The sequence below is a fragment of the Pseudomonas sp. MF7453 genome (genome assembly GCF_016405455.1).
Taxonomy (GTDB): Bacteria; Pseudomonadota; Gammaproteobacteria; order Pseudomonadales; family Pseudomonadaceae; genus Aquipseudomonas; species Aquipseudomonas paralactis.
In genome coordinates this window covers 267635-290046 of sequence record NZ_JAEKCN010000003.1, presented here as the reverse complement: position 1 = coordinate 290046, position 22412 = coordinate 267635, and the positions used below count along the sequence as shown (strand labels likewise).

Annotated in this window: 13 protein-coding genes and 1 pseudogene; 9 read left to right on the top strand and 5 right to left on the bottom strand. The window is 61.1% G+C overall.

Annotation, left to right across the window (positions count from 1 at the left end; all coding sequences use genetic code 11):
• Positions 1-42: 42 nt before the first annotated feature.
• Both JFT63_RS07200 and JFT63_RS07195 read right to left on the bottom strand, forming a co-directional pair.
• Positions 43-810 carry a siderophore-interacting protein gene (locus JFT63_RS07200; protein ID WP_186561234.1) on the bottom strand — a complete coding sequence of 256 codons (768 nt, stop codon included), beginning with the start codon at positions 808-810 and terminating at the stop codon, positions 43-45.
• Complete coding sequence (locus JFT63_RS07195; RefSeq protein WP_198843667.1) at positions 807-1316, bottom strand: PadR family transcriptional regulator; 510 nt, start codon at positions 1314-1316, stop codon at positions 807-809. Before JFT63_RS07195 ends, JFT63_RS07200 begins: the two co-directional genes overlap by 4 nt.
• 462 nt (positions 1317-1778) lie before the next feature.
• On the opposite strand from JFT63_RS07195, the gene JFT63_RS07190 reads away from it, so the two are divergent.
• The 5 genes from JFT63_RS07190 (at position 1779) to JFT63_RS07170 (ending at position 7497) form a co-directional block, all read left to right on the top strand.
• Positions 1779-2279, top strand: a complete 501-nt coding sequence (locus JFT63_RS07190; protein ID WP_057701438.1) for a CS1 type fimbrial major subunit — start codon at positions 1779-1781, stop codon at positions 2277-2279.
• Between the two features lie 113 nt (positions 2280-2392).
• The gene (locus JFT63_RS07185; protein WP_186561334.1) at positions 2393-4915 is read left to right on the top strand and encodes a CS1-pili formation C-terminal domain-containing protein; all 2523 of its coding nucleotides are present in this window, start codon (positions 2393-2395) and stop codon (positions 4913-4915) included.
• Between the two features lie 21 nt (positions 4916-4936).
• A complete protein-coding gene (locus JFT63_RS07180) occupies positions 4937-6184 on the top strand; it encodes a hypothetical protein (protein ID WP_054897685.1) in 1248 nt (415 codons plus the stop codon).
• Between the two features lie 66 nt (positions 6185-6250).
• Positions 6251-7009 carry a molecular chaperone gene (locus JFT63_RS07175; protein WP_198843666.1) on the top strand — a complete coding sequence of 253 codons (759 nt, stop codon included), beginning with the start codon at positions 6251-6253 and terminating at the stop codon, positions 7007-7009.
• Between the two features lie 5 nt (positions 7010-7014).
• Positions 7015-7497 (top strand): CS1 type fimbrial major subunit, encoded by a 483-nt coding sequence (locus JFT63_RS07170; protein ID WP_034127990.1) that lies wholly within the window; start codon positions 7015-7017, stop codon positions 7495-7497.
• A gap of 814 nt (positions 7498-8311) precedes the next feature.
• Here JFT63_RS07170 and JFT63_RS07165 read toward each other — a convergent pair.
• Positions 8312-11410, bottom strand: coding sequence for a transglycosylase domain-containing protein (locus JFT63_RS07165; protein WP_198843665.1), 3099 nt, complete (start codon positions 11408-11410; stop codon positions 8312-8314).
• A 183-nt stretch (positions 11411-11593) separates the two neighbouring features.
• Here JFT63_RS07165 and JFT63_RS07160 point away from each other — a divergent pair, with 183 nt between their 5' ends.
• Together JFT63_RS07160 and JFT63_RS07155 are read left to right on the top strand one after the other, a co-directional pair.
• Positions 11594-16174, top strand: a complete 4581-nt coding sequence (locus tag JFT63_RS07160) for a hypothetical protein (RefSeq protein ID WP_198843664.1) — start codon at positions 11594-11596, stop codon at positions 16172-16174.
• Between the two features lie 376 nt (positions 16175-16550).
• Complete coding sequence (locus tag JFT63_RS07155) at positions 16551-17969, top strand: amino acid permease (protein WP_057701435.1); 1419 nt, start codon at positions 16551-16553, stop codon at positions 17967-17969.
• A 196-nt stretch (positions 17970-18165) separates the two neighbouring features.
• Here JFT63_RS07155 and JFT63_RS07150 read toward each other — a convergent pair whose 3' ends face one another.
• Positions 18166-19296 carry an OpgC family protein gene (locus JFT63_RS07150; protein WP_057701434.1) on the bottom strand — a complete coding sequence of 377 codons (1131 nt, stop codon included), beginning with the start codon at positions 19294-19296 and terminating at the stop codon, positions 18166-18168.
• Positions 19297-19518: 222 nt separating this feature from the next.
• Between JFT63_RS07150 and JFT63_RS07145 the strand changes: the two genes are divergently transcribed.
• Together JFT63_RS07145 and JFT63_RS07140 are read left to right on the top strand one after the other, a co-directional pair.
• Complete coding sequence (locus JFT63_RS07145; protein WP_057701433.1) at positions 19519-19893, top strand: GtrA family protein; 375 nt, start codon at positions 19519-19521, stop codon at positions 19891-19893.
• A pseudogene (locus tag JFT63_RS07140) lies at positions 19890-20123 on the top strand (glycosyltransferase); the annotation flags it as partial. The gene JFT63_RS07145 and the pseudogene JFT63_RS07140, both read left to right, overlap by 4 nt.
• Here JFT63_RS07140 and bglX read toward each other — a convergent pair.
• Positions 20114-22348: a beta-glucosidase BglX gene (gene bglX / locus JFT63_RS07135; protein WP_233102233.1), complete on the bottom strand. Its 2235-nt coding sequence runs from the start codon at positions 22346-22348 to the stop codon at positions 20114-20116. The pseudogene JFT63_RS07140 and the gene bglX sit on opposite strands and share 10 nt — an antisense overlap.
• Between the last annotated feature and the right edge of the window lie 64 nt (positions 22349-22412).

Sequence of the window (22412 nt, the reverse complement as noted above, 5' to 3'; positions counted from 1 at the left end):
AGCTGGCTTGCCTGCGATAGCAATCACAGGCAAGCCCCACCTTTATTCTTCTTCGCTGCCTTCGGCACGCCAGTAGCCCACGGCCTTGAGGTATTGCTCATCGACCTTGTGGGTATCCAGCAGCACCCGCCGTACCTGGCGTGACAACCTGGTTTCGGTGGCGACAAAGCTGTACAGCGTGCCGCCGGGCAGTGTCAGGTTTCGCACCACATCGAGCAGGTCATCCTGACCACGCAGCACCCAAATAACCTCGACGTCCGCCGCGCTTTGCAGCGCTTGTTGCTCCGCCGCATCGGCGATTTCAATCACCGCCAGCACCTTGCGCCCGGCCGGCAGTTCTTCCAGGCGTCGACCGATGGCGGGCAGGGCGGTTTCGTCGCCGATCAGCAGGTAGCTGTCGAAAATGTCCGGCACGATCATTGAGCCTCGTGGCCCACCGATATACAGGTGCTGACCGACCTGCGCCTGCTCGGCCCAGGTAGACGCAGGGCCATCGCCATGCAGCACGAAGTCGATATCCAGCTCGCCGATTTCCAGGTCGTAGCGTCGTGGCGTGTAGTCGCGCATGGCCGGTTGCGGGCCGTCGCCCTTGATGGCGAACGTCGGGCTTTCCAGCGCCGCTTGCTCGGCGGCGTTCTGTGGGAACAGCAGCTTGATGTGATCGTCGCTGCCCAGGCTGATAAAGCCCGCCAGCTCAGGCCCGCCCAGTGTGATGCGACGCATGCGCGGGGTGATGTCCACCACCCGCAGCACTTCCAGGCGGCGGCGTTTGATTTCGTGGGTTACGCGGTGAATGGCTTGTGTGTTCATTGGTCTGTCCCGTCGGCAATGGCTTGAGCGGTGCGGTTGAGCAGCGCCGCAACACGAACGATTTCCTGTGGGCTCCAGTGCCCGTTGTGCGAATGCAAGGCATGGCGCAGGTTATGCACCGCTTCGTGGATTTCAGGTGGGCGGTCGTGGCCGCGCAGTGAGCGTTTGCTGACGTCGATGCGCATACGTACGCCGTCCAGAGCAACCGCTTGCTCGCTTAAGAAGAGACGACCGGCGTCGGTGATTGTGTGGTGTTTTTTCCCGCCTTCGGCAGTGCCGCTGATCAGCTCGCTCTCTTCGAGGAAGGTCAGGGTCGGGTAGATCACGCCGGGGCTGGGGCTGTAGGCGCCGTCGAACAGGCTTTCGATGCGGCGTATCAAATCGTAGCCGTGGCATGGCTGTTCGGCGATCAGTGCCAGCAGCAGTAATTTCAGATCACCCGGTGCGAAGACGCGAGGACCGCGACCGCCACGTTTTTCGAATTCACCGCGAGGTTCGTTTCTCATGCAGGGCCTCCAGAAAGATTTAGATATAACTTAAGATATATCTTAATGTGACGATAGGGCTTGGCGACCAACGGTCATCGGCGTCTTTTTCAGGAGAGATCCTTTGAATACCTGGAATACGATTAATTTTAGAGTGATAACTTTAATTAGAGTTTACACTCGGTTAAGTTCGAGTGCGGCAGCGGGTTTGTGGTATTTTTCTGACTGAAAGTTCTTTCGGTTGGCACTGTTTTTTGGGTTGTAGTCTTGTTCTTACAGCCACTTTAAAAGTTTTGGCAAAGTGCCATGTTTTTCTCTCAATCCCTGATTAATAGGGCTACGCAGGTGTGAGAGGTTGCCTGCATACCGACTGTTATTTTGAGTTGATCATTGTTGGGCGTTGCAACTAACGGCAACGCGTTCGTTGTTAAGGCGGTTACTTGGCGACGAATCACTCAATGTTGATAACTACAGGTATTGACCATGTTCAAGAAGTTCGCGATTGCTGTTCCCCTGGCTGTTATGGCGCTGTCCTCCTCGGTAACAGCTTTTGCTGCCGGTGAAGCCAGCCACACCGTCAACATGAAGGCCACCATCCCGACTACCGTGTTCCACGCCCAGCCGCGTGACCCGAACTGGGGTCGCGATGAAACCATGACCTACAACCTGGTCAGCGGTGAGCTGGCGCCGTTGAGCGCCATCTACGACATCAAGAACACCAATGGTTCGGTTCACGCCTACATCGAAGGTGGCCCGGCCGTGCTGTTCAACGGTGACCCAAGCCAGAACATCCCGCTCACCACCACCCTCAATGGCGTGACCCTGACCGGCACCCCACAGGAAGTGGTCAACGAAGCCGACTCCACCCCAGGCGTAGGTGCGGAGATGCGCATCGTCGCAGCCAAGCCTTCGGCGACGCAGCGCGGTTCGTACACCTCCGTGATGCCAGTGGTCTTCGACGCGGTACTGCCAGTAGGGCCTTGATGCCAATCTAATGCCCGCTTGGCGCGGGCATGACTTTTCAGGTCGGCGAATTCCTCCTCCGTTCGCCGGCCTGGTTTTCGATTCTGGTCTCCTGGCATTCAGAGTATCCGTTCATGTTCCCGATGACGCCTATCGCGGCTGCGCTTGCGCTGCTGATATGTACGAGTGCGCTGGCGGCACCTGCTGCTTCCGGTGCAGCCACACCCGGCAGCCTGATCACTCAGGCCCAAGGCTTGCCCGCAGGCTTTGCCGATCACTTTTTCGATGTACCCCTGGCGGTGCGCGTAGACCTGGACCACCAACTGCTTGGCGAAGCGCTGATCGTGCTGTCCCGGGACGACCGCGTCACCCTGCTCGAATTCACCGACACCGGCGACAGCAAGGTGCCGGCTGCCACCCGCGACACCTGGCAAGGTCTGCTGGAAAAAGGCGTGGCGTTGGGCGCCTGCACCCAGTCTTGCCCGCAAAAGATGATCTCTGCTTACTACAACCTGGAAAGCTCCCAGTTGTCGATCCTCACGCAGGACGTTGAACTGAGCAGCGAAGCCCCGCGCTTTTACGATCAGCCCGACGGCGGCAGCCTGGGGTTGATCATCAACAACCAGCTCAACCTCAATGGCGGTCAGCAAGACAGCCTCGGCGGCCGTTATGGTTTGCAAGCCAGTTCCAGCGTGGGCAACTGGAGCCAGGTGTTCAACCTGCAACTGGCGCGTCAGAGCGGTAATGACCAACCCATGCGCCACGCGATTCATGAGCTGTATACCCAGCGTGAACTGGAGGGGCAGTTTTTTCGCCTCGGCCACTTCACCCCCAATTCCGATGGCCTGACCCGTCAACTGCGCAGCTTCGGCGCCAGCCCCGACACCGCCTTGGGCGTCATGTACGGCAGCTCCGACAGCCTGGCGATCAACAACCCCAAGCCCAGCGTGTACCCGATCTACGTCACCGCCAACCGTCAGGCAGCGGTAGAGATTTATCGCAACGGCTTGTTGATCAACACCCAGGCCGTGGCCGCCGGCCTGCAAACCCTGGACACCCGGCCACTGCCCGGCGGTATCTATGAAGTGGAAGTGCGCCTGGTGGAAGACGGCCTCACCACCAGCACCACCCAGGAGCTGGTGTACAAGCCCGGTAACTGGCGCAACGCCGAAGACCGCTGGCGCTACAACCTGTTCGCCGGGCGCGAAACCAAGCTGTTCAGCAACTGGGACGAGCAAGCCTCGGGTGCGGTGACGGCCGGCGCGTCGCTCAATTACCTGCTGCACCCACGAGTGATTCTTGGCCTGTCGGCTCGCCAGGTGCGCGAGCAACTGCAATATGGCAGCTCGGTGGACTGGACCGTTGCCGACAACACCAGCCTCTATGCCAATGTTTATCAAACCCGTGAACATGGCACCGGCCTTGACCTGCAAGGGCTCTACAGCTTCGGCGCGACCAACCTGGTGTTCAGTCACAACCGCAGCTGGCTCGACACCCGCGACACCTACGAAACCCTGCCCGACGGCACGCGCCTGCGGCGCAACACCTTTGTCGGCCAGGCCAGCAATTCGGCGTTGTCGGTCAACCATCGCCTTGATGCGAAAAACACCTTGAACATGCGCGTGTCCCACAGCCAAGGCAACGTCGAAGGTGCGGGGCTGGACCTGGGCTGGAGCCGTCACGACAGCTTTTTCGGCAGTGACGCCAACTGGCGTTTCTCGGTGTTCGACCGCCCCGGCAGCGCCGGCACCAACGACCAGCGCAACCGTGGCGTGGATGTGAGTCTGAGCGTGAACCTGGGCAGCGATGGCCGGCAGATTTCCGGCAGCATCGGCACCCGCACCGCCCGTGATGGCGGTCGCGATAACAATGCGTCGATCACGTATCGCCAGAACCTCACCGACCATGTGCTGCAAAGCGTCTCGGCCACGGCGATCACTGATACCTACGGCGTCGGCCTGTCAGGCATGGCCAACTTCAGTACCGACGTGGTCAGCGGCGACGGCTTTGTGCAGCGCAGCTCCTTCAACGGCGACCTCAGCGGTGGCTTGAACCTCAACAGCACCTTCGTCGCGGGCGCCGGGAAAATGCTGCTCAGCAGCCAGTACCAGGGCAACGGCGCGGGGATGATTATCGACGTGGAAACCGACCTCGATGAGATCGCCCTGCGCGCCGACGACCTGGGTGGCGGCAGCGCGGTACTGCGTCCGGGACGCAACTATGTGCCGGTCTCGGCTTACAAGAGCAGCAGCGTGAGCTTCGACTTCGAAGGCAACCACCCGCCGGCGGCGAACATCCAGCCCGCGCGTTCCAGCTACCACCTGAACAAGGGCGGCGTGGACTACCGCAAGATCACCGTGATGAAAACCGTCACCGTACTCGGCCGCCTGCTGGATGAACGCGGTGCGCCGCTTAAAGGCCATCACGTGATCAACCACGCCAGCCGTGGGGTCAGCGAAGTGGACGGGTTCTTCTCCATGGAGATGAGCGCCAGCGCGCCGACCCTGCAGGTGCGCTACCAGAACCAGTTGCTCTGCCAGTTCCGCCTGGACCCGAGCACCGCGCCGAATGAAAACGACGTGCTGATGATCGGTGACTTGCGCTGCACGCCGGACACGCTGGCCGAAGCTAACCACAAGGGCGAAACCGCCGGTTGACGGCGGTTGAAACGGGAGTTCATGACCTTGATTACCGCAATGAAAAAACGCTTGGGGCTCTGTGCATTCGCGCTGGTTTTGGGCACTACCTACAGCTTGCCGGCACTGGCTATCGTCGAGCAGATCACGGCAGTGTTTCGCCCCGATCCGGCCAACCCAACGAGCAATAAATTCGTCAATACCACGCCGCAAAGTGGCTTGTGTCCCTGGCACGTTCCCGCCAGGTGCGAGGCGGTCAATACCTTCAGTATCCGTAACAGTTCGTTCCGGGCCTATTCCAATGGGCCGATACCGGCGTTTCCGGAGGATCCGCGCCAGAGCGCCTATTTCAAGGTGCCCTCGGCATTTCGCGATCTGCAAGTGACTCACACCGTCACCGGTCGTGCGGAGACGGTACAGATGCGCATTGCCGGTATTGGGGGACGGTGGAATGTCTCTTATCCACCGGGTGTGTCCGGCTGGGCCACGCCAGGTGTGGGCTGGAACGCTTATTGGCGAGGGGCGCCGGCACCGTGCTTGCCGATCAATTACATGGCGGCGGGACAAGCGTATGCGCTCTTTTTCTGGATCGTTCCGGAGAACGCCGGAGCCTGCAGCGTTACAAATGGTATGGAAATCGGGCGGATGAGCTACAGCACGCTTGAGTACGGCTACGAACTCAAGACACCAAACCCTCTGGGTATGGACGCTGGTACTTATGAGGGTTCCATCACTTACACCATGGGCCCGGGTGGCGATATGGATTTCGGCACCACCATGATCCCCGACGAAAACACCCTGACCTTCAACTTCATCTTGTCGGTGGAGCACGTGCTCAAGATTGACCTGCCGGCGGGCGGCAATCGCATCGAGCTGTTACCCGAAGGCGGCTGGCAAGCCTGGCTCAACCAGGGGCGGCGCCCGTCGCGGCTATGGCGTGACCAGACCTTCGCAATCTCCGCCAGCTCACGTTTCAAGATGACCCTGGAGTGCGGACTGGTGATCGGCAACACCTGTGGCCTGCGCAACAACGACGGTGACGAAGTGCCGCTTCAAGTCGCCGTGAGCCTGCCCTATGGCTTGCGTGATCAGCATGACCAGGGTGTGAACAAACTGCCCCTGCGCCTCGACGGCGTCGGCACCGAACTGTTCCAGCCGTTGCAGTACGTGAACAACCGCGAGGGCAAGTTGCATTTCGAGGTAGGCAAGGATGACGTCGCCGACATGCTCAAGAAGCCCGGCAGCACCTATTCCGGCGTGGCCACGGTGATCTGGGATTCGGAAGTCTAGGCGAGCCCGGCTCGCATATCGGCTCCCTGTGGTGGGCCGCGTTCAATCAATAAGGCGTAATCAAACATGAAACATGCAGTGTTAGGGGCTGGGCTGTTGCTGATGTCGTTGGCGGCGCAGGCCGGGCCGGCGATCAATGTCGGCGTGGTGTACGACTACCTGGAGGGCGACCGCAGTTCTTACCTCAAGCGGGTATTCAACGGCGGCACCAGCACCGCCTTTATCAAGGTCAATGTGCTGGAAATTGTCTATAACGCCGACGGCACATCCAGGGAAATCCCGGTGGCCTCCCTGACGGATGACAAGGGCGCCGCCACCAGCCGCGACGGCCTGATGGCCAGCCCGGCGCGGTTGATCGTTCCGGCGGGCGGGCGCCAGGGGACGCGCTTGCTGTACATGGGTGAGCGCGACAAGGAGCGTTACTTCCGGGTGCGCTTCATCCCGGTGGTGCCGGAGAAGGAAGACGACTTCGCCGTGACCGACGCCGAGCGCGACGAGTACAAAAAAGATCTCGCCGCCGGCGTTAACGTCATGGCCGGTTACGGCACGGTGTTTTTCGTGCGGCCCAAGGACACCCGCTTCGATACGAAGGTCGTCGAGGCCGCCGACCAGTACACCCTGCGCAACGCCGGCAACAGCGTGGTGGTGCTCGATGAGTTCCGGGACTGTTCAGCGGCGAAAAAAACCGACTGCGAAGCCACCACCAAGCACCACATTCTGCCGGGGCGCCAATGGCAGCTTGAGAAGAAGCCCGGGCGTGAATATCGCTTCCAGATGATCGAAGGCCGCGACAAAACACCGATGACGGTCAACAGCAACGGGTGATGACAATGTTCAAGCAACTGACGGTATGGGCGGGGCTGGTCGCAACGTTGTTCATCGGCGCGCCGGTACAGGCGTTTCAGGAGCGCCAGAGTTTTGATGTGTCGGTCACCATTCCGATCCACGAAGCCTATGTGCTGCCCTCCGAACCTGACTGGATGGCGCAGGACCAACTGCTGGCCTGGGACCTGGCGACCTCCAGGCTCGGGCGCCTGCGCAAGAACTTCGACGTGAAAAACCTCAATGGCGGCGTAGCTGCGCGGCTGGGGGACGTGCCCTATCTGTTGAGCGGCCGCGACCGTATTGATTTGCGCGTGCTGTTCAACCGGGTGCCCCTGACCCTGGACTCGACCCAGATACTCAGCGCTGACGAGGCGGGCATGGGCCGGCGCGTCGAGCTGGAGATTGCTCCGATCGAGCCGCAGGGTGGATACCAGGGCGGGTCCTACTACGGCACGGTGCACCTGATGTTTGATTTTCTGGCGCCTTGACCGTTTGCGCTCATTTCATCGAGCTGCTGGTACTTCAGGTCGAAGGTGTTGCCGTTGTTCCATTTGGCGGTGGGGTTCTGCTGCTCAAGGTAACGCTCCCAACCTTCTCAACCGGGCTACCAGCGTACTGCGATAGGCCAGATGAATACCGGCCTCGTCGTCCGATGTGAGCCGGTGCTGGTCCAGCTGCGTGCGGGTAGCGGGGCTCGAATAACAGGGTTGGGTAGTCTGTAAGTCAGATGACTTACCCTAATCACGTCCATGAAAGCATGGGTATCTACACAACTCTTTGGTGCTACGCCGGACTTGTGGGAGGGGGCTTGCCCCCGATGGCGGCCTGGCAGCCGGTCAGGATGTTGGATCAGATCGAGTAGTACATATCCGTTGTTTGGGTAACGGCCACTATTGGTTCCGCTTTTACAGCGGGTCACTTTTGGAAAAGAGCCCCAAAAGTAACCAAAAGGGCTCTTGCCCCACCACTCGGCACCTCGCTTAGGCTCGGTGTGCCCGTAATCCGCCAGGGATTTGGGGGGCCGCCGCCACGCGCCATCCATGGCGCGGGGCGGCTAAACCGGCATCCCTGCCGGTTTACCCCCCAAATCCCTGTCGAATTCCGGCCAGCGTGGTTTGACGGGGCGCCTAAGATCAAAAGCAGAGCAAGAGCAAGAGCAAGAGCAAGAGCAAGAGCAAGAGCAAGAGCGGCTCGCTTCGCATCGTGGTTACGGTTGGTAGTGGCTACAAAAGTTGTGTAGATACCCGTGCCCATGAAAGGCCAGGCATACATAACCACTGCATCGCACTTTGCGCTGCACGCTTATTTACCGGTGCTGCTCACACAGGCGTTCTGCTCGTTGCCTTGCAGGTATGGCATCAACAGGGGCGCCATGCCTTTGAGCACCTGCACCGGCAGCGCCGAGGTGAAGGTGAAACCCTGCGCCGAACTGCCGGGCACGAAGGCGGTGAGCGTGCCGAAGTGGCGCTCGCCGATATAAAACACGAAGGTGGCGGTGCGGTTGATTGCTTTGGAGCTGAGAATGCGCCCGCCGGCACCGATGGCTTCGATACGGTTATCGCCGGTGCCGGTCTTGCCGCCCATGGCCAACGGTGTGCCGTCGGCGTGTTTGAAACTGCCGGCGACGCGTTTGGCGGTGCCGGCATCGACCACCTGGGAGAGCGCGCCGCGCAGGGCCGTTGCCACCTCGGAAGGCATCACTCGGCGGGCGCGGTCGGGGGCGTTGATCAGGCGGGTGTCATAGGGCGTACCGGCGGCAAAGTGCAGGCTGTCGATGCGCAGCACCGGAATGCGTACGCCGTCATTGAGGATGATGCCCATCAACTCGGCCAGTGCTGCCGGGCGGTCGCCGGAGCTGCCAATCGCGGTCGCCAACGATGGCACCAGATGATCAAACGGATAGCCCACCGCCTTCCAGCGCTGATGAATCTCCAGAAACGCTTCGATCTCCAGCATGGTGCGGATACGCCCGTCGCGGGCGCTCTGATGGCGGCTTTTGAACAGCCAGCTGTAGACCTCTTGGCGCTCGAACTGACTGGCTTTGACGATCTCGCTGAACGTCGCGTCCGGATGGTTGAGCAGGTAGCCCATCAGCCACAGGTCCAGCGGGTGCACCTTGGCGATGTAGCCCTGGTCGGGCAAGTCATAGGCGCCTGGGCCGTAGCTGTCGTACAGTGTGTCGAGGCGTTTGTCGGTGAGTGTCTGCTGGCCTTTGGTTCCCGCCAGGCGCGCGCGCAGGAAGCTGTTGAAACTCTCGCGGCTGGCGTCGGGCAGCAGGTATCTGTGCACGGCAGCCAGGCGGATCGGGGTGGGGTGCAGACTGTCGAGGAAGGTTTCCAGGCGCGCCTGGGTGTCTTTTTTCTGGTACTTCTTCCAGAACTTGAGCAAAAAAGCGGTGCCTTCACGGTCGGCGAATTGCGCCAGGTATTCCTGGCGGCGGGGCTCGCTGTCGTCCTTGAGCAACTGCGCGCTGTTGTTGGCGCTGGTGTAGGTGACGTAGCGCACCAGGTCGCGCATCAGGCGGATGAACGGCAGGTTGATCGACTCGCGCAGGGCATCGCGCAGGCTCGGGTTGCGGCCGTTGTCCTGGTTGCGAAAGTTGTGGAAGCGGTGCAGGCCGCCACCGGTGAAAAAGCTCTCGCCGGGGCTGGCCGAATAGGTGCGGTCCAGGGCCGCGTCGAGCATGTCTGCCAGGGATTTTCCTGGATTTTGCAGCAGGTAGTCCACGGCCCAACGGCTGAGACGGTCCTGTTCGGCGACCTCGACTTTTTTCAACGCCGCTGGCGCCAATGCGCCGTAGCGCTCATGGAGCTCGGCGATGATTTGCAGGTAGGTGGTCAGCACGCGCAACTTGGCGGTAGAACCCAACTCAAGCTTGCTGCCCTCGTTGATGTCGAACGGCTGGTCGGTGTTGTCGGTCTGCACCCGCACGCGCGCGCTGTCGGCGGTGCGCTCGAACAAGGTAAAGCTGTAGCGCACCTGCGGTGTGCTGGTGGGGGTGAGCAAGCGCTCGCCCAGCAGCCCGATCTCTTTGGCATAGGCCGGGTCGGCCAGTTGTTTGAGGTAGGCGGTGATCTGCTCCTGCAGTTGGCCTTGCAAGGTGCTGGTGGCGGACAGGTCCAGGCGGTCGAGGTCGTACAGCGGGCGATCGAGCAGCGCGGCCAGGCGGCTGCGGGCCACGCTGATGCCTTTGTTGGCCTCGATCTTCTGGGTGGTCGGTTGTTGCTGCCAGTCGCGGTAGGTGACCTGGCTGGCCAGCGCTGCCTTTAATAATCCCGGCTCGATCACGCCCTGTTGCGCCAGCAGTCGCAGGTGGCTGTCGGTCAACTGCGCCAGCTCATCGCGGCCCTTGGTCAGGTAATGGGACGGGCGGCGCTGGGCGATCATCAGCGACAACACCTGGCGCAACGCCAGGCCACGGGCCGCCAGGCTGGGCGCGGTGTTTGTGGTGTCGGCCAGGGCCCGGTTGACCTGGTTGAAGTCGGCGCCGTACCACACCCGCAAACCTTCGGCCATGCCGTGCACTTCACCGTGGCCGGGCACTGCCGAAAGCGGCACGCTGTTGAGGTAGTCGCGCACCACGTTCTGCCGGGCGACAAGGGTGTCGGGGCCGTGCTGATAGGCGCGCACACTGGCCGAGAGCATTTGGCGCAGTTTTTCGCTGCCCGACAGGGTCAGGCCGTCCGGCGAATGGCGGTACTTTTCCAACTGCGTGGCCAGGGTGCTGCCGCCTGCCGTCTGCCCCGGCAGGTGCAACTGGCGCGCAACCTGCGACCACGCGGCCTTGGCAAAGCGCGGCCAGTCCACCGCCGGGTTGGCCTGGGCCGGCTGTGGGTCGAGCAACTCGCGGTTTTCGATAAACAGCAGGCTGCGCACCATCAACGGTGGCACGTCGCTGAACTGCGCATATAACTGCGTCGGGTAATTGAACTGATACAGCGGCGCGGCGCGGCAATCGGTGATGCTCAGCCCGGCCTGGATTTTTTCTGCGTAGGGAATAAACAGGCCGTGACGGCTGTAGTTCATCAGCGCCGCGGAGAAGCGCGCCTGGGACTCGATCACGTAATTACGCTTGAGCAGGCGCGGCAGGAAGTCGCCCAGGGCGCTGTAGCCCAGGCGCTGATCGAAGGGCCCGGCGCCGGGGTACAGGATCGCATCGCTGGCTCCGGGTTCGACGCGGTAGGTCAACTGCGCGGCCCATTGGCTGAGGGTGCGAGCTTGCCAGCGAGCGCTGTGCATCTCGCGCAACGCGGCAAAACCCAGGGCGAGCAGCACCAGCAACAGGATCAACCAGAACAGCCGGCGCCATGGCCGGGGCGGTCTGGATTTTTTCGGCAATGGGGCGGGTGACGGGCTGTCGGCTTCAGCCTGGTGCGAGTCGGTTTGCCACAGTGCGCCCATAGTCGATTGATCCATTCATACAGATTGATCGGACTTGTCTGAAGCGTAGACGCGAATTGCCTTGCCTACGAAGTTTGTCGACGGGGCAGCACACAGCGCGTCACGGCAGGCGTTAATTGTCTAGGCCAGCGGGTCGCGCGGCGGCGGTTAGCGTTTGATTTTAACTGCCCTCAGAGTGTCAACATGACCGCTTCCACCCCTCCAGCCGACTCACAGCACCTCATCACGAGCGAGCAAATCGAAACGTTGTTTCGCCTGCCGCCGTCATTGCTGGCGGTCGCGCAAGAAAGCGCCCAAGCCTACCTTGACCAGCATTTTGCTGAACACAAATGGCAGGCCGGTCTGATTTATATCGCCACGCCCGCCGACAGTGACGGTAGCCTCGTTTACCAGGCCTTGTCCGAGTGGCTGCTGCAACGCCTGGCCCTGGCCGGCCCGGTGTTGCTGGTGGCGGACTATCACGTGGTCGCCCAACGGGTGCGCGAGGTGTTTGTGGAAGGTGGCCCGAGCCTGGTTGAACTGGAACGGCTCATCAACCGCTGCGGCGCGCTGTTGTGGAGGACCTATGTGCAACGCCTGCAAGCCTGGTGGTGTGAAGAGTTGCCGGTGAACATGACGCGCTGGGGCTACCTGTCGGATGACCTGCTGACACTGCTGTATGACTCACCCAAGCCGCCGGGATACAGCGAAGAGCAATTCGCCACACTGTTCCCCAAAACCCTGCTGCATCCGATTCGCCCGGATAACGAGTGGAGCGCCCACGGCGATGCATTGCGGGTGCAGGCGGTTTACCTGGCGGGGCCGCCCGTCGAGATGCTGCCGGTGCTGGTCCTTATTCACGGGCAACAGCGCTTGCTGTTCAGCCCGGCCAGTGGCCTGCACCCGCTGCGCGACGAGGACGAAATCGCTGCGTGGTTGCCGGCTTTTGCTGAGGGCGCGCGCGTAGAGCAATGGTTTGCCAAAGACGTTGACAGCGATCCGTTCGACGCCCTGGCCGCGAGCTACCTGGCACGTCAACTGCGCGACATCGACCGGATCGACCGCAACCTGGCGCTTGCACCGGGGCAGCATCAGGCGTTGCTCGACTACATCACCGATCCGCGACGCTGGTTCGTCGCCAGCCTGGGCGCACGTCAGCAAGCGCTGCGCAGCGCCATGCCGCTGTGGCTGGCCCACGCCGACGAGCAAGACAGCATCGCCTATGCGCGCCTGCTCCAGGCGCTGGTGCTGGCCCGCGAGCAAAATGGCGGCAAACAGTTTCTCGACGGTATCGACTCGATCCGTCAGTTTGCCGATGACGCGCTCAAAACGTGCCTGCACGCTCAACCCGCGGCGCGCAAAGTGCGGCCTGCCGATGTCCGGCTGACCTTTAAACGGGTGATTGCCGCCGCAGTGCCGGTGCCGGGAGGTTTCATCGCGGGTGAAGTCGAGCTGATCACCGTAAGCCTGACCGAACTGGCGCTGGAAAACCTGGCTGGGTTCCCGCACACCGTCACCAGCATCACGTTGAACGACGCCCCGGCGCCCGGTTGGTTGACTTACGACCTGCTGAGCGGGTGTGTGCAAACGGCTGACGTCGGCCAGGCTTACCCGGCTTTGTTGAAAAGAAAGCTGTTGGATGATCCAACCGAAAACGCTCGGCGCTTGCAGTTGTTCAAGCGCCAATTGCGCGTGCAGTTGCCGATGCTGGCATTGGAACTGAAGATCAAGGCCGAGCACGGCCTGACGCTGGATGGCTTCAGGCGCGTGCAGGCTGCGCTGCAATCGCGCGTGGCCGATCGTACGGTACAGGGCCAGGCAATGGCGCTGTGGCCGCTGGCGTTCAAGGCTTCGGCGGCTGCTGAGGCCGATGAGGTCACCGCGCACTTCATCATTGGCCCACGGGCAGGGCAGGCGGGCGCGCATCTGCTGTACCGGCCATTGCTCGAACCGATGTTGCAGGAGTACGCGTCGATCCAGGCGTTGTTCGAGGCCATCAAGGCGCCAGGCCCCTTGCAAGACAGCGTGCTGACCTGGATCGCCCCGGCACGCCAGGCGGTCTACGCCAACGGCGGCTTTAATGAGCCGCATATCCGTCGCTTTTTGCCTGGCGATGAGTTCGGCGTGTATGACAAACCGCCGGCGGCGCAACTGCACAAACAGTTGGGCGCGCAAGGCCCCTGCACGCTGGTGTTCAACGGCACGGCGAAGGCTTTGGTTGCCCTGGCTGACCGGCAATCGGTATCGAACGCCGAACAACGCTGGGCCCATATGAAAGAGGTAGGTTGGCTGTTGTTTGCCAGTGTCCTGCCGTTGACCAGCGGGCCGTTGCAATTGGGCGGATGGCTGGTGCAATTGGTCGACAGCCTGCAGCAGGATATTCAGGACCTGGCCAGCGACGATGAACAGGCCAGGAACAAAGCCGTTACGGATGTACTGAGCAACCTGATGGCAATTGTTGCGCACCAGGCCACGCCCCACGTGCCCCATCAGGCGCTGCAACTGGAGCACCCCGTCTTTGCGCCGTTGGCACACGCCGAGTCCGCCGCGTCGGTGCCCGTTCGTGTGCCCGTGCCTGCGATGTTCCATACCCCGATCCGTTGGAGTAATGCGCGTAAAGACCTGAGCACCGCGCAGAATGCTCGGGCACGCCGCCTGAGCCTCAGGGTTTTCTCCGGAGAATGGAGCAACGCCGAGCAAAGCGGCCCGCGCCAGGGTTTGGTTTATGACACTTCATTTTCACCACCGCAATGGCATGCCTTGGTACGCGGGCACGTGTACCGGGTGGTGGACGAGGCCAATGCAGTGCGGGTCGTCAGCGCCGATGGCCGCGAGAAAGGTCCCTGGTTGAAACCCTTGGGTGACGGGTATTGGGATTTTGATGCGCGATTGCACTTGCCAGGGGGGAATGCCGATTCCGCGCTCGAAGCCGAGCTGCAGGCACTTGAAGTGTCCGAGCCCAGCCTTGAACAACAATACCGTAATGCCGGGCGCGCACGTGACAAGGCCGGTGCAGCCATGATCGTGGCGCGTAAGCTGGCGCGCGAATCAAAGGGCAAGGTTACCGAGGCGCAGTTGGCGCAACTTGAGGAGCGCTACCGCAAGGAAATGCAGAATAAGGTGACGTCCTCGCAACAGGAGCTGCAATTGCTGATGCGTTTGCGTGCGATCAAGCCACGGCCTCGGTATGAAGAAGAACTTTGTGAAGTGCTGGAGTCGCTGATTCTGGGCGTGCAATTACTGGATGCCGACACGCGTGAGCAGATGCTGCAGATCAATGCGCGCATCCGCCCTCTGCTCGATGTCCTGCAAGATGAGAGTGAGGACGAAGCCGGCTCCGATCTTAATCGCCAGGCCCATGCTGACCTGGACCGCAACATGCGTGAGCAAGTGGCAGCCGAGGAGGCGGCGATTCGCTGGCGCACGCTGGAAAAAACCTATATTGACCAACTCAAGGCGGTGCCGCGCCTTGGACGCAACAAGGCCCGCGAGCTGCAAAACGACTTGGCTGCGCGGCCTTCGATCCTGGATTTGCAAGCGTTGCAAGTGACCACACTGTGGGGCATCACCATTGATATCGAAGGCCCACCGCTGGAAGCGGAATTTTTTGACAGCTTGAACCAGGTGATCACGCGTGCCCGCTGGGCCAGCCGCTCCCTGGCGGACCTGCAGCATCTTTCCATCGCGCGAGAAGAACGTGTAGAAGTGCTCAAAAGCCTGGGGCGCATCTATGCGCTCACCGACGACCATATTCAGTTCTGGCGCGCCATGGCGCCGGACACCTTTGACTTGGCCAATCTGCAAAAACTCCAGACGTTGCTGTCTGGCCTGCACCGTCAGGTCGAGGAGCAACTGGCTGACCTGCTGGACCCGGCCCCCGGTGTGGTATCGGTCAGGACTGACGCGGCAGGCTCGCGGCAAAAAAAGATCATCCGCACGCGCAACCGCGATGTGTATGTGGCCCGGGTCAAAGGCCCGACCGGCACCGCAGAGCTGGTGGACGACAAGGGCAGTGTGATCGCCACCTTCACCGAGGCCGACGACGGCGTATGGGAAGCGGTGGAACCGCCGGCCAGACCCCGTACGGCCGACCCGCAACTGGGAGCGCTGGTGAACAAGGGCCAGCGGCTGTTGGCAGGCGTCGAAAACGCGATTGCGAAGGTGCAAGGCATGTCTGACAGGTGTGAGCCCGAATCCCTGCAAGCCCTGTTGGTGGCGCAAGCCAACAGTCGGCGCATGGTGGCGGCGGATATCGACAGAAAATTACGCAGCCTGGACGTCTCACGGCTGGCCGCCACCCAGCAGGCCAACGCCAGGGTGCGGGCCAGCGACTTGCGGGCCGCGGCGACGCGCCTGGAGGCAGCGGGTGTCGAGGCCCGCGTCCGGGCCAGCAAACTCAAGCTGACGCGGGCCGAAGATGTCGACTTCCTGCACGCGCTCAATGAGGTGCGCATTCAGCGACAAGGTGCCCGCGTACGCCTCAAGGGCAAAACCGTGGATTTTCTGCAAGTCTATGTTGTGCAGGATGCGCAAACGGCGCAGCCGCTGTGTTATGCGCATTTTCACTATGGAACCCGCCTGGGCCCGGACGATCACTACACCGCCGCCCACATCAAAAGCCCCGAACAGCAGCGCCTGGGGCGCCAGGCCCAGGCCGAAGCTGAAGCCCAGGCGTTCGCCCGAATACGCAGCGGCCAGACCGGGCGGGTGCAGCAAACCCTGGACATCGACCGTGCGAGCATTTCCCGGCTGCTGGCCAGACGCTTGTTTTTCAGTGTGGACTGAACGGCACGCCGGCTCCCACATTTGAGCGGCCTCGTAGTCCAAACCCGCGCCTTCATGTGCTTGCCCCCAGGTGTCCCGATCCTGACCGGTTATGCAATACTCTGCGCCGTTTTGCGCCGGGAAGGCCGATCTAGACGCTTGGTGCTTGCACCGCCCAAGCGGTTTTTCTCGGGGCTTATCGCCAAATTTCCCCGTTTATTGAGTGAAAAGACCTGACGTTAGCTTTTTATACTGCACGCCCGCTGACCTGTGCGCGTGAGACGCGCCAGGCGGATTTGCCCATGAGGCGAGTCCGGTCCAGCCGGTGTATCAGCCCATCCGCGGATACGCCCAGGCTCGGTGGCTAAATCCAATAACAAAATGAGGTTGTATTCCTATGCCTGTCGGCAAACCACTGCCCCCTGGCGAGACCGCTCAAGGCGGCCCGCTCAAACGCGAACTCGGCGAACGGCATATCCGCCTGATGGCGCTCGGCGCGTGTATCGGTGTGGGTCTGTTCCTGGGGTCGGCCAAGGCCATCGAAATGGCCGGCCCGGCGATCATGCTCTCCTACATCATTGGCGGCCTGGCGATCCTGGTGATCATGCGCGCCCTCGGAGAGATGGCCGTGCACAACCCGGTGGCCGGTTCGTTCAGCCGCTATGCGCAGGATTACCTCGGTCCATTGGCAGGCTTTCTCACCGGTTGGAACTACTGGTTCCTGTGGCTGGTGACCTGCGTCGCAGAAATTACCGCGGTGGCGGTGTACATGGGGGTCTGGTTCCCCGACACGCCACGCTGGATCTGGGCACTGGCGGCGCTGATCAGCATGGGCACCATCAACCTGATCGCGGTCAAGGCGTTCGGTGAGTTCGAGTTCTGGTTCGCGCTGATCAAGATCGTCACCATCATTGCCATGGTGATTGGTGGCGTCGGTATCATCGCCTTCGGTTTCGGCAATGACGGCGTGGCGTTGGGTATCTCCAACCTGTGGACCCATGGCGGCTTCATGCCCAATGGTGTGCAGGGCGTGTTGATGTCCCTGCAAATGGTGATGTTCGCCTACCTGGGCGTCGAGATGATCGGCCTTACCGCCGGTGAAGCGCGTAACCCGCAGAAGACCATTCCCAGCGCCATCGGCTCGGTGTTCTGGCGCATCCTGCTGTTCTACGTGGGCGCGCTGTTCGTGATCCTGTCGATCTACCCGTGGAATGAAATCGGCACCCAGGGCAGCCCGTTCGTGATGACCTTCGAGCGTCTGGGCATCAAGACTGCCGCGGGTATCATCAACTTCGTGGTGATCACCGCCGCGCTGTCGTCCTGCAACGGCGGCATCTTCAGCACCGGGCGTATGCTTTACAGCCTGGCGCAGAACGGCCAGGCGCCGGCGACGTTCGGCACCACCTCCAGTAACGGCGTGCCACGCAAGGCTTTGCTGTTGTCGATCTTTGCCTTGTTGCTGGGCGTACTGCTCAACTACCTGGTGCCGGACCAGGTGTTCGTATGGGTGACCTCCATCGCCACCTTCGGCGCGATCTGGACCTGGTTGATGATCCTGCTGGCCCAGCTCAAGTTCCGTAAGGGCTTGAGCCCGGCGGAGCAAGCGGCCCTCAAGTACCGCATGTGGCTGTACCCGGTCAGCTCCTACCTGGCGCTGGCGTTCCTGGTGCTGGTGGTGGGCCTGATGGCGTACTTCCCGGAGACCCGTGTGGCGCTGTATGTCGGGCCTGCGTTCCTGGTGCTGTTGACGGTGTTGTACTCTGTATTCAAGTTGCAACCCGCCGTCGCCAATAGCAGCGCGACCCGCTCCGTTTAAAGGTGCGGGGTTGCCTGCGATAGCGGTGGTGCAGTTAAAAATTCAGTGACTGACACTCCGCTTTCGCGGGCAAGCCCGCTCCCACAGGGGATCTGTGCCGAGCGTTGATCCTGTGAGCAATACATTACCAATGTGGCAGGCTTGCCTGCGAAAGCGGTGGTTCAGTTGCCATTCCGGTGTCCGGCGGCGTCGCTAACTATTTAGTCGCGATGACGGCGCGGCTGGCGTAGCGTTGGTCCAGGCGCTTGTTCAGGTCCAGCCATGCCGCCAATACGCCCATCAACACAGCGCCCGCCAAGGCCGTGGATAACTTGATCGCCAAGCTGTCGCCGGCCATGGCATTGAGCATGTCGGCCAGTGGCGCCAGCACCACGCCCAGGCAAAACACTTCCAGGGAGTAACGCCCCATCCGCGCCAATTGCAGGGCCAGCCACTGCTGCGTCCAGCCGACGTCGGGGAGCAATTTGGCGGTGACGTAGGCCAATGCCAGGAAGTGCAGCAGGCGTACCGGGGACAGGTCGGTCTTGCTGATGGGGTACAGCCATTCGCCAATCACGCGTGGCATCCAGGCGTCATGCACCTCGGGCCAGCGCCAAGACAAGGTGATCACACAGGTCACCAACACGTAGAGCGCAGCGGCCACGAACAAGGGTTGGCGCAGCAACGGCCGCGGTTCGGCGCGGCTGGGTGAGCGCAACGCAGCTGCGCCGCCGAGGATGAACAAGCACTGCCAGGTGATGGGGTTGAAGTACCACACCCCGCCGTTGCTCGCGGGCAAATTCCAGCCCTGCCAGGGCGCCAGCAGGTACACCGTCAGGGACGCCGCCACGGTGACTTTGGGCGCACGCAACAGCAACGGTAACGTGATGGGCAGGCTGAGAATCAGCACGATATACAACGGCAGCGGGTCGGTAAGGTTGGGTTTGAATCGCAGCAGCAGCTCATCGAGCAGGGCTTGCTGGGTGTGGGTGAGGAAGTATTCCAGGCCCATTTCCTGCACCAGGTCGCGGGTTTCGATATGGCTGTTGGCAAAAATCACCATGCCCATCAACAACGCCAACAGGAAAATGTGCACCACGTAAAGCGTCCACACCCGGCGCAGGATTTTCAGGCAGGCGATGAAGTAACCGTCGCGCTGCAGGATCTTGCCGTAGGCCAGCACCGCCGCATAGCCGGCCAGGAACACGAAAATTTCGGCGGCATCACTGAACCCGAAGTTCTGCACGGTGACATTGGCCAGGGGGTTGTGGGGCACGTGATCCCAGAAAATAAAGATCAACGCCAGGCCCCGAAAAAAATCGATGCGCGGGTCGCGTCCGTTCAGCATGGCAGCGGGCTCTTGAACAAGTTGTTGAGTGGCGATAGGTGAGCGCGCGCGTTGTCGTACGCCGCACATCGGGCGGGCGCAGGGTGGCGGTATTTGTAAGCAAATGCAAAGGCTGGGTATTACTGAATGTCTCAGTCGTAGGAGCGGGGGGCTGTCAACTCTGACAGTAGACGCAACACGAACACCGTGGCTTGCTAAAGCGTAACTGCAAAGGATGACGGTATGGCTCGGTTATGGAAAGGATTCACTCTTTATACAGTAGTCGGTGTCGCCAATACGGTGATCCATTGGCAGCTGTTTTTCATGCTGCGGGCAGGGTTTGAGCTCAGCCAGGCGCTGAGCAATCTTCTGGCATTCTGTGTGGCGGCATCCTTTTCGTTCTATGTAAATGCCCTGTTCACCTTTGACATGCCGGTTTCCCTGGGCCGCTATCTGCTGTTCATGACCTGTATGGGAGCGTTAAGCCTGGGGGTAGGTTGGCTGGGTGATCATCTGCACATGCCAGGGCTGATCACTGTGCTGGTGTTTTCACTGGTCAGCCTGCTGTTCGGGTTCCTGCTGTCGCGGTGGGTGGTGTTTCGCGAGGGTAGCCGATGAAGATCTCACTGATAGTGCCTCTGTTCAACGAGGAGCAAACGGTGGGCGTGTTTTACCTCGCGGTCCGGCAAGACCCGTTGTTGCAGGCCTACACCGTTGAAATGGTATTCATCAACGATGGTAGCAATGACCGCACCGCCCAGACCGCCGAGGTGGTGTTGGCCAAACGGCGCGATCGCTCCAGCGACGGCTACCTCAAGCGCCACAGTGCGTCGTTGTTCTACCGCCTATCAACCTGATCGTCAGACAAGCGGCGCGTATCGCTCACCTCGAAATGCGCCTGGTTGGCAGTAGTCGAATCCGGCCCGACGAAGACGGTGAAACCGCCGGCTTCGACCTTCGGTGAAAAATGCTCGTCGAGTAAGGCAAAGTCCTGTTGGCTCAGAAAAAAGCTGACGCTGCGACTTTCGCCCGGTGCCAAATGAATTTTGCGAAAACCCCGTAACCGGCGCACTGGGCGGGTGACGCTGGCAACGTCATCGCGCAGGTACAACTGGACGATTTCATCACCGGCGCGTTTGCCGGTATTGGTGACGGTGACTTCAACCTCCAGCGTTTGGGTGGAGGCCAGTCGAGTAGTGCTCAGGCGAGGTGAGGAATAGCTGAACGAGGTGTAGCTCAGGCCGAAGCCAAACGGATACAGCGGTGTCCAGGGCACATCGATGTAGGCGGATGCGAAGCTGCCATCCCCGCTGGGTGGGCGCCCGGTATTTTTATGCGCGTAGTAAATCGGTATCTGCCCCACATGGCGGGGAAAGGTCATTGGCAGCTTGCCGCTGGGGTTAATGTCACCGAACAGCACATCAGCCACGGCATTTCCGGTCTCGCTGCCCAGGAACCAGGTTTCGAGCAAGGCAGGGGCTTGCTGGACTGAAGCGTCGAGGACCAGCGGGCGGCCATTCATGAGGAGGATAACCAGTGGTTTTCCGGTGTTCAGCAGGGTGTGCAGCAGTGCGGCCTGTCCGCCTGGCAGTCCGAGTTCGGCGCGGCTGTGGGCTTCACCGCTCTGTTCAGCCGTTTCGCCAAGGACGGCGATCAGTACATCGCTACTGCGAGCGGTCTGTTCCACCTGGGTGATGTTCGGAGTGGCTGGGCTGGTGGGTGAAGCGCCAGGCAGGTAAACGATCTCGGTGCCTGGGGCAACTGCATTGCGGATGCCTTGCAAGACTGTGACGGAGTCTTCGGGATTTGCGGCCCCGGACCACGGGCCGATGGTGGCGCTGGCGTCCGAAGCGAGGCTGCCGACTACCAGAACCTTGCCCGGTTGTTTGGAAAGTGGCAGCAGCGCACTGTCGTTTTTTAATAAGACGATAGATTTCTGCGCCGCTTCCCGAGCCAGTGCACGATGCTGCGGCGTGAGTTGGCTGGCCCGCTCGCGGGCTTCATCGCTGTAACGATAGGGGTCATCGAACAGTCCCAAGCGTTGTTTGGCCTTGAGGACGCGGCGAACGGCGTCATCCACATTTTTGCGGGACACCTGGCCTTTACGCACCAACGTTGCCAAGTGTTGGCGATAGGATTGACTGGCCATCTCGATATCCACCCCGGCATTGAAAGCCAGTCGTGCTGCGTCGGCCTGCGTGCTGGCGATGCCTTGTTGGGCCAGTTCCCAGACAGCATTGAAGTCACTGACCAGCAAGCCTGCGAACCCCCACTGCTCGCGCAACAGAGCGGTCAGCAGCTTAGTATGGCTGTGCATCGGAACTGCGGCCACTTCATTGAAGGACGGCATGATTGCACCAACGCCGGCCGCAACGGCTGCCTCGAAGGGCGGCAAGTACACCTCTCTCAAGGTACGTTCCGACAGATCGGCAACGTTGTAGTCTCGACCGCCTTCGGCCGCGCCGTAGGCCACGAAATGTTTTGCCGTCGCGAGCATGGACGAGACGTCAGGGGCGCCTGCGCCCTGAAAGCCATGTACGAGGGCGGTGGCCAGCGCAGAACCCAGAAACGGATCTTCTCCTGCGCCCTCCACGACACGACCCCAGCGCGGGTCACGGGCAATATCAACCATGGGCGCGAAGGTCCAATGCACGCCACTGGCAGTGGCTTCGACGGCTGCGGCGCGTGCAGTTCGTTGCGCAAGATCCGGATCCCAGGCTGAGGCTAGTGCCAATGGCACCGGGAATACTGTGCGGAAACCGTGCAATACATCGTAGGCAAATAATAAGGGAATATGCAGCCGGGAGCCGTTGACCACCTGCTCCTGCAATTGACGCGTCTGTTGGGCCGTGTCGGCGCCAAGTACCGAGCCCAGGAGGGTCACAGGCATCTGTGTGTGCTCGCCTTGATCAATGACGGGGCCGGTAGGCGTAGATTGGATAGTCAGCTGGCTGAGCTGACCAATCTTCTCTTCAAGGGTCATTTGCGCAAGCAAGCGCTCAACCGGATCGTCTTGGGCTACCGCCAGCAGCGGCAGGCAGGCGAGCAGTAATACAGGTAGGCGCTTGGGCATCGTTCAGCCGTCCATGGGCAGGGGATATGCCTTAGTCTTTTGCATCCGAGCAAAATCATCTACT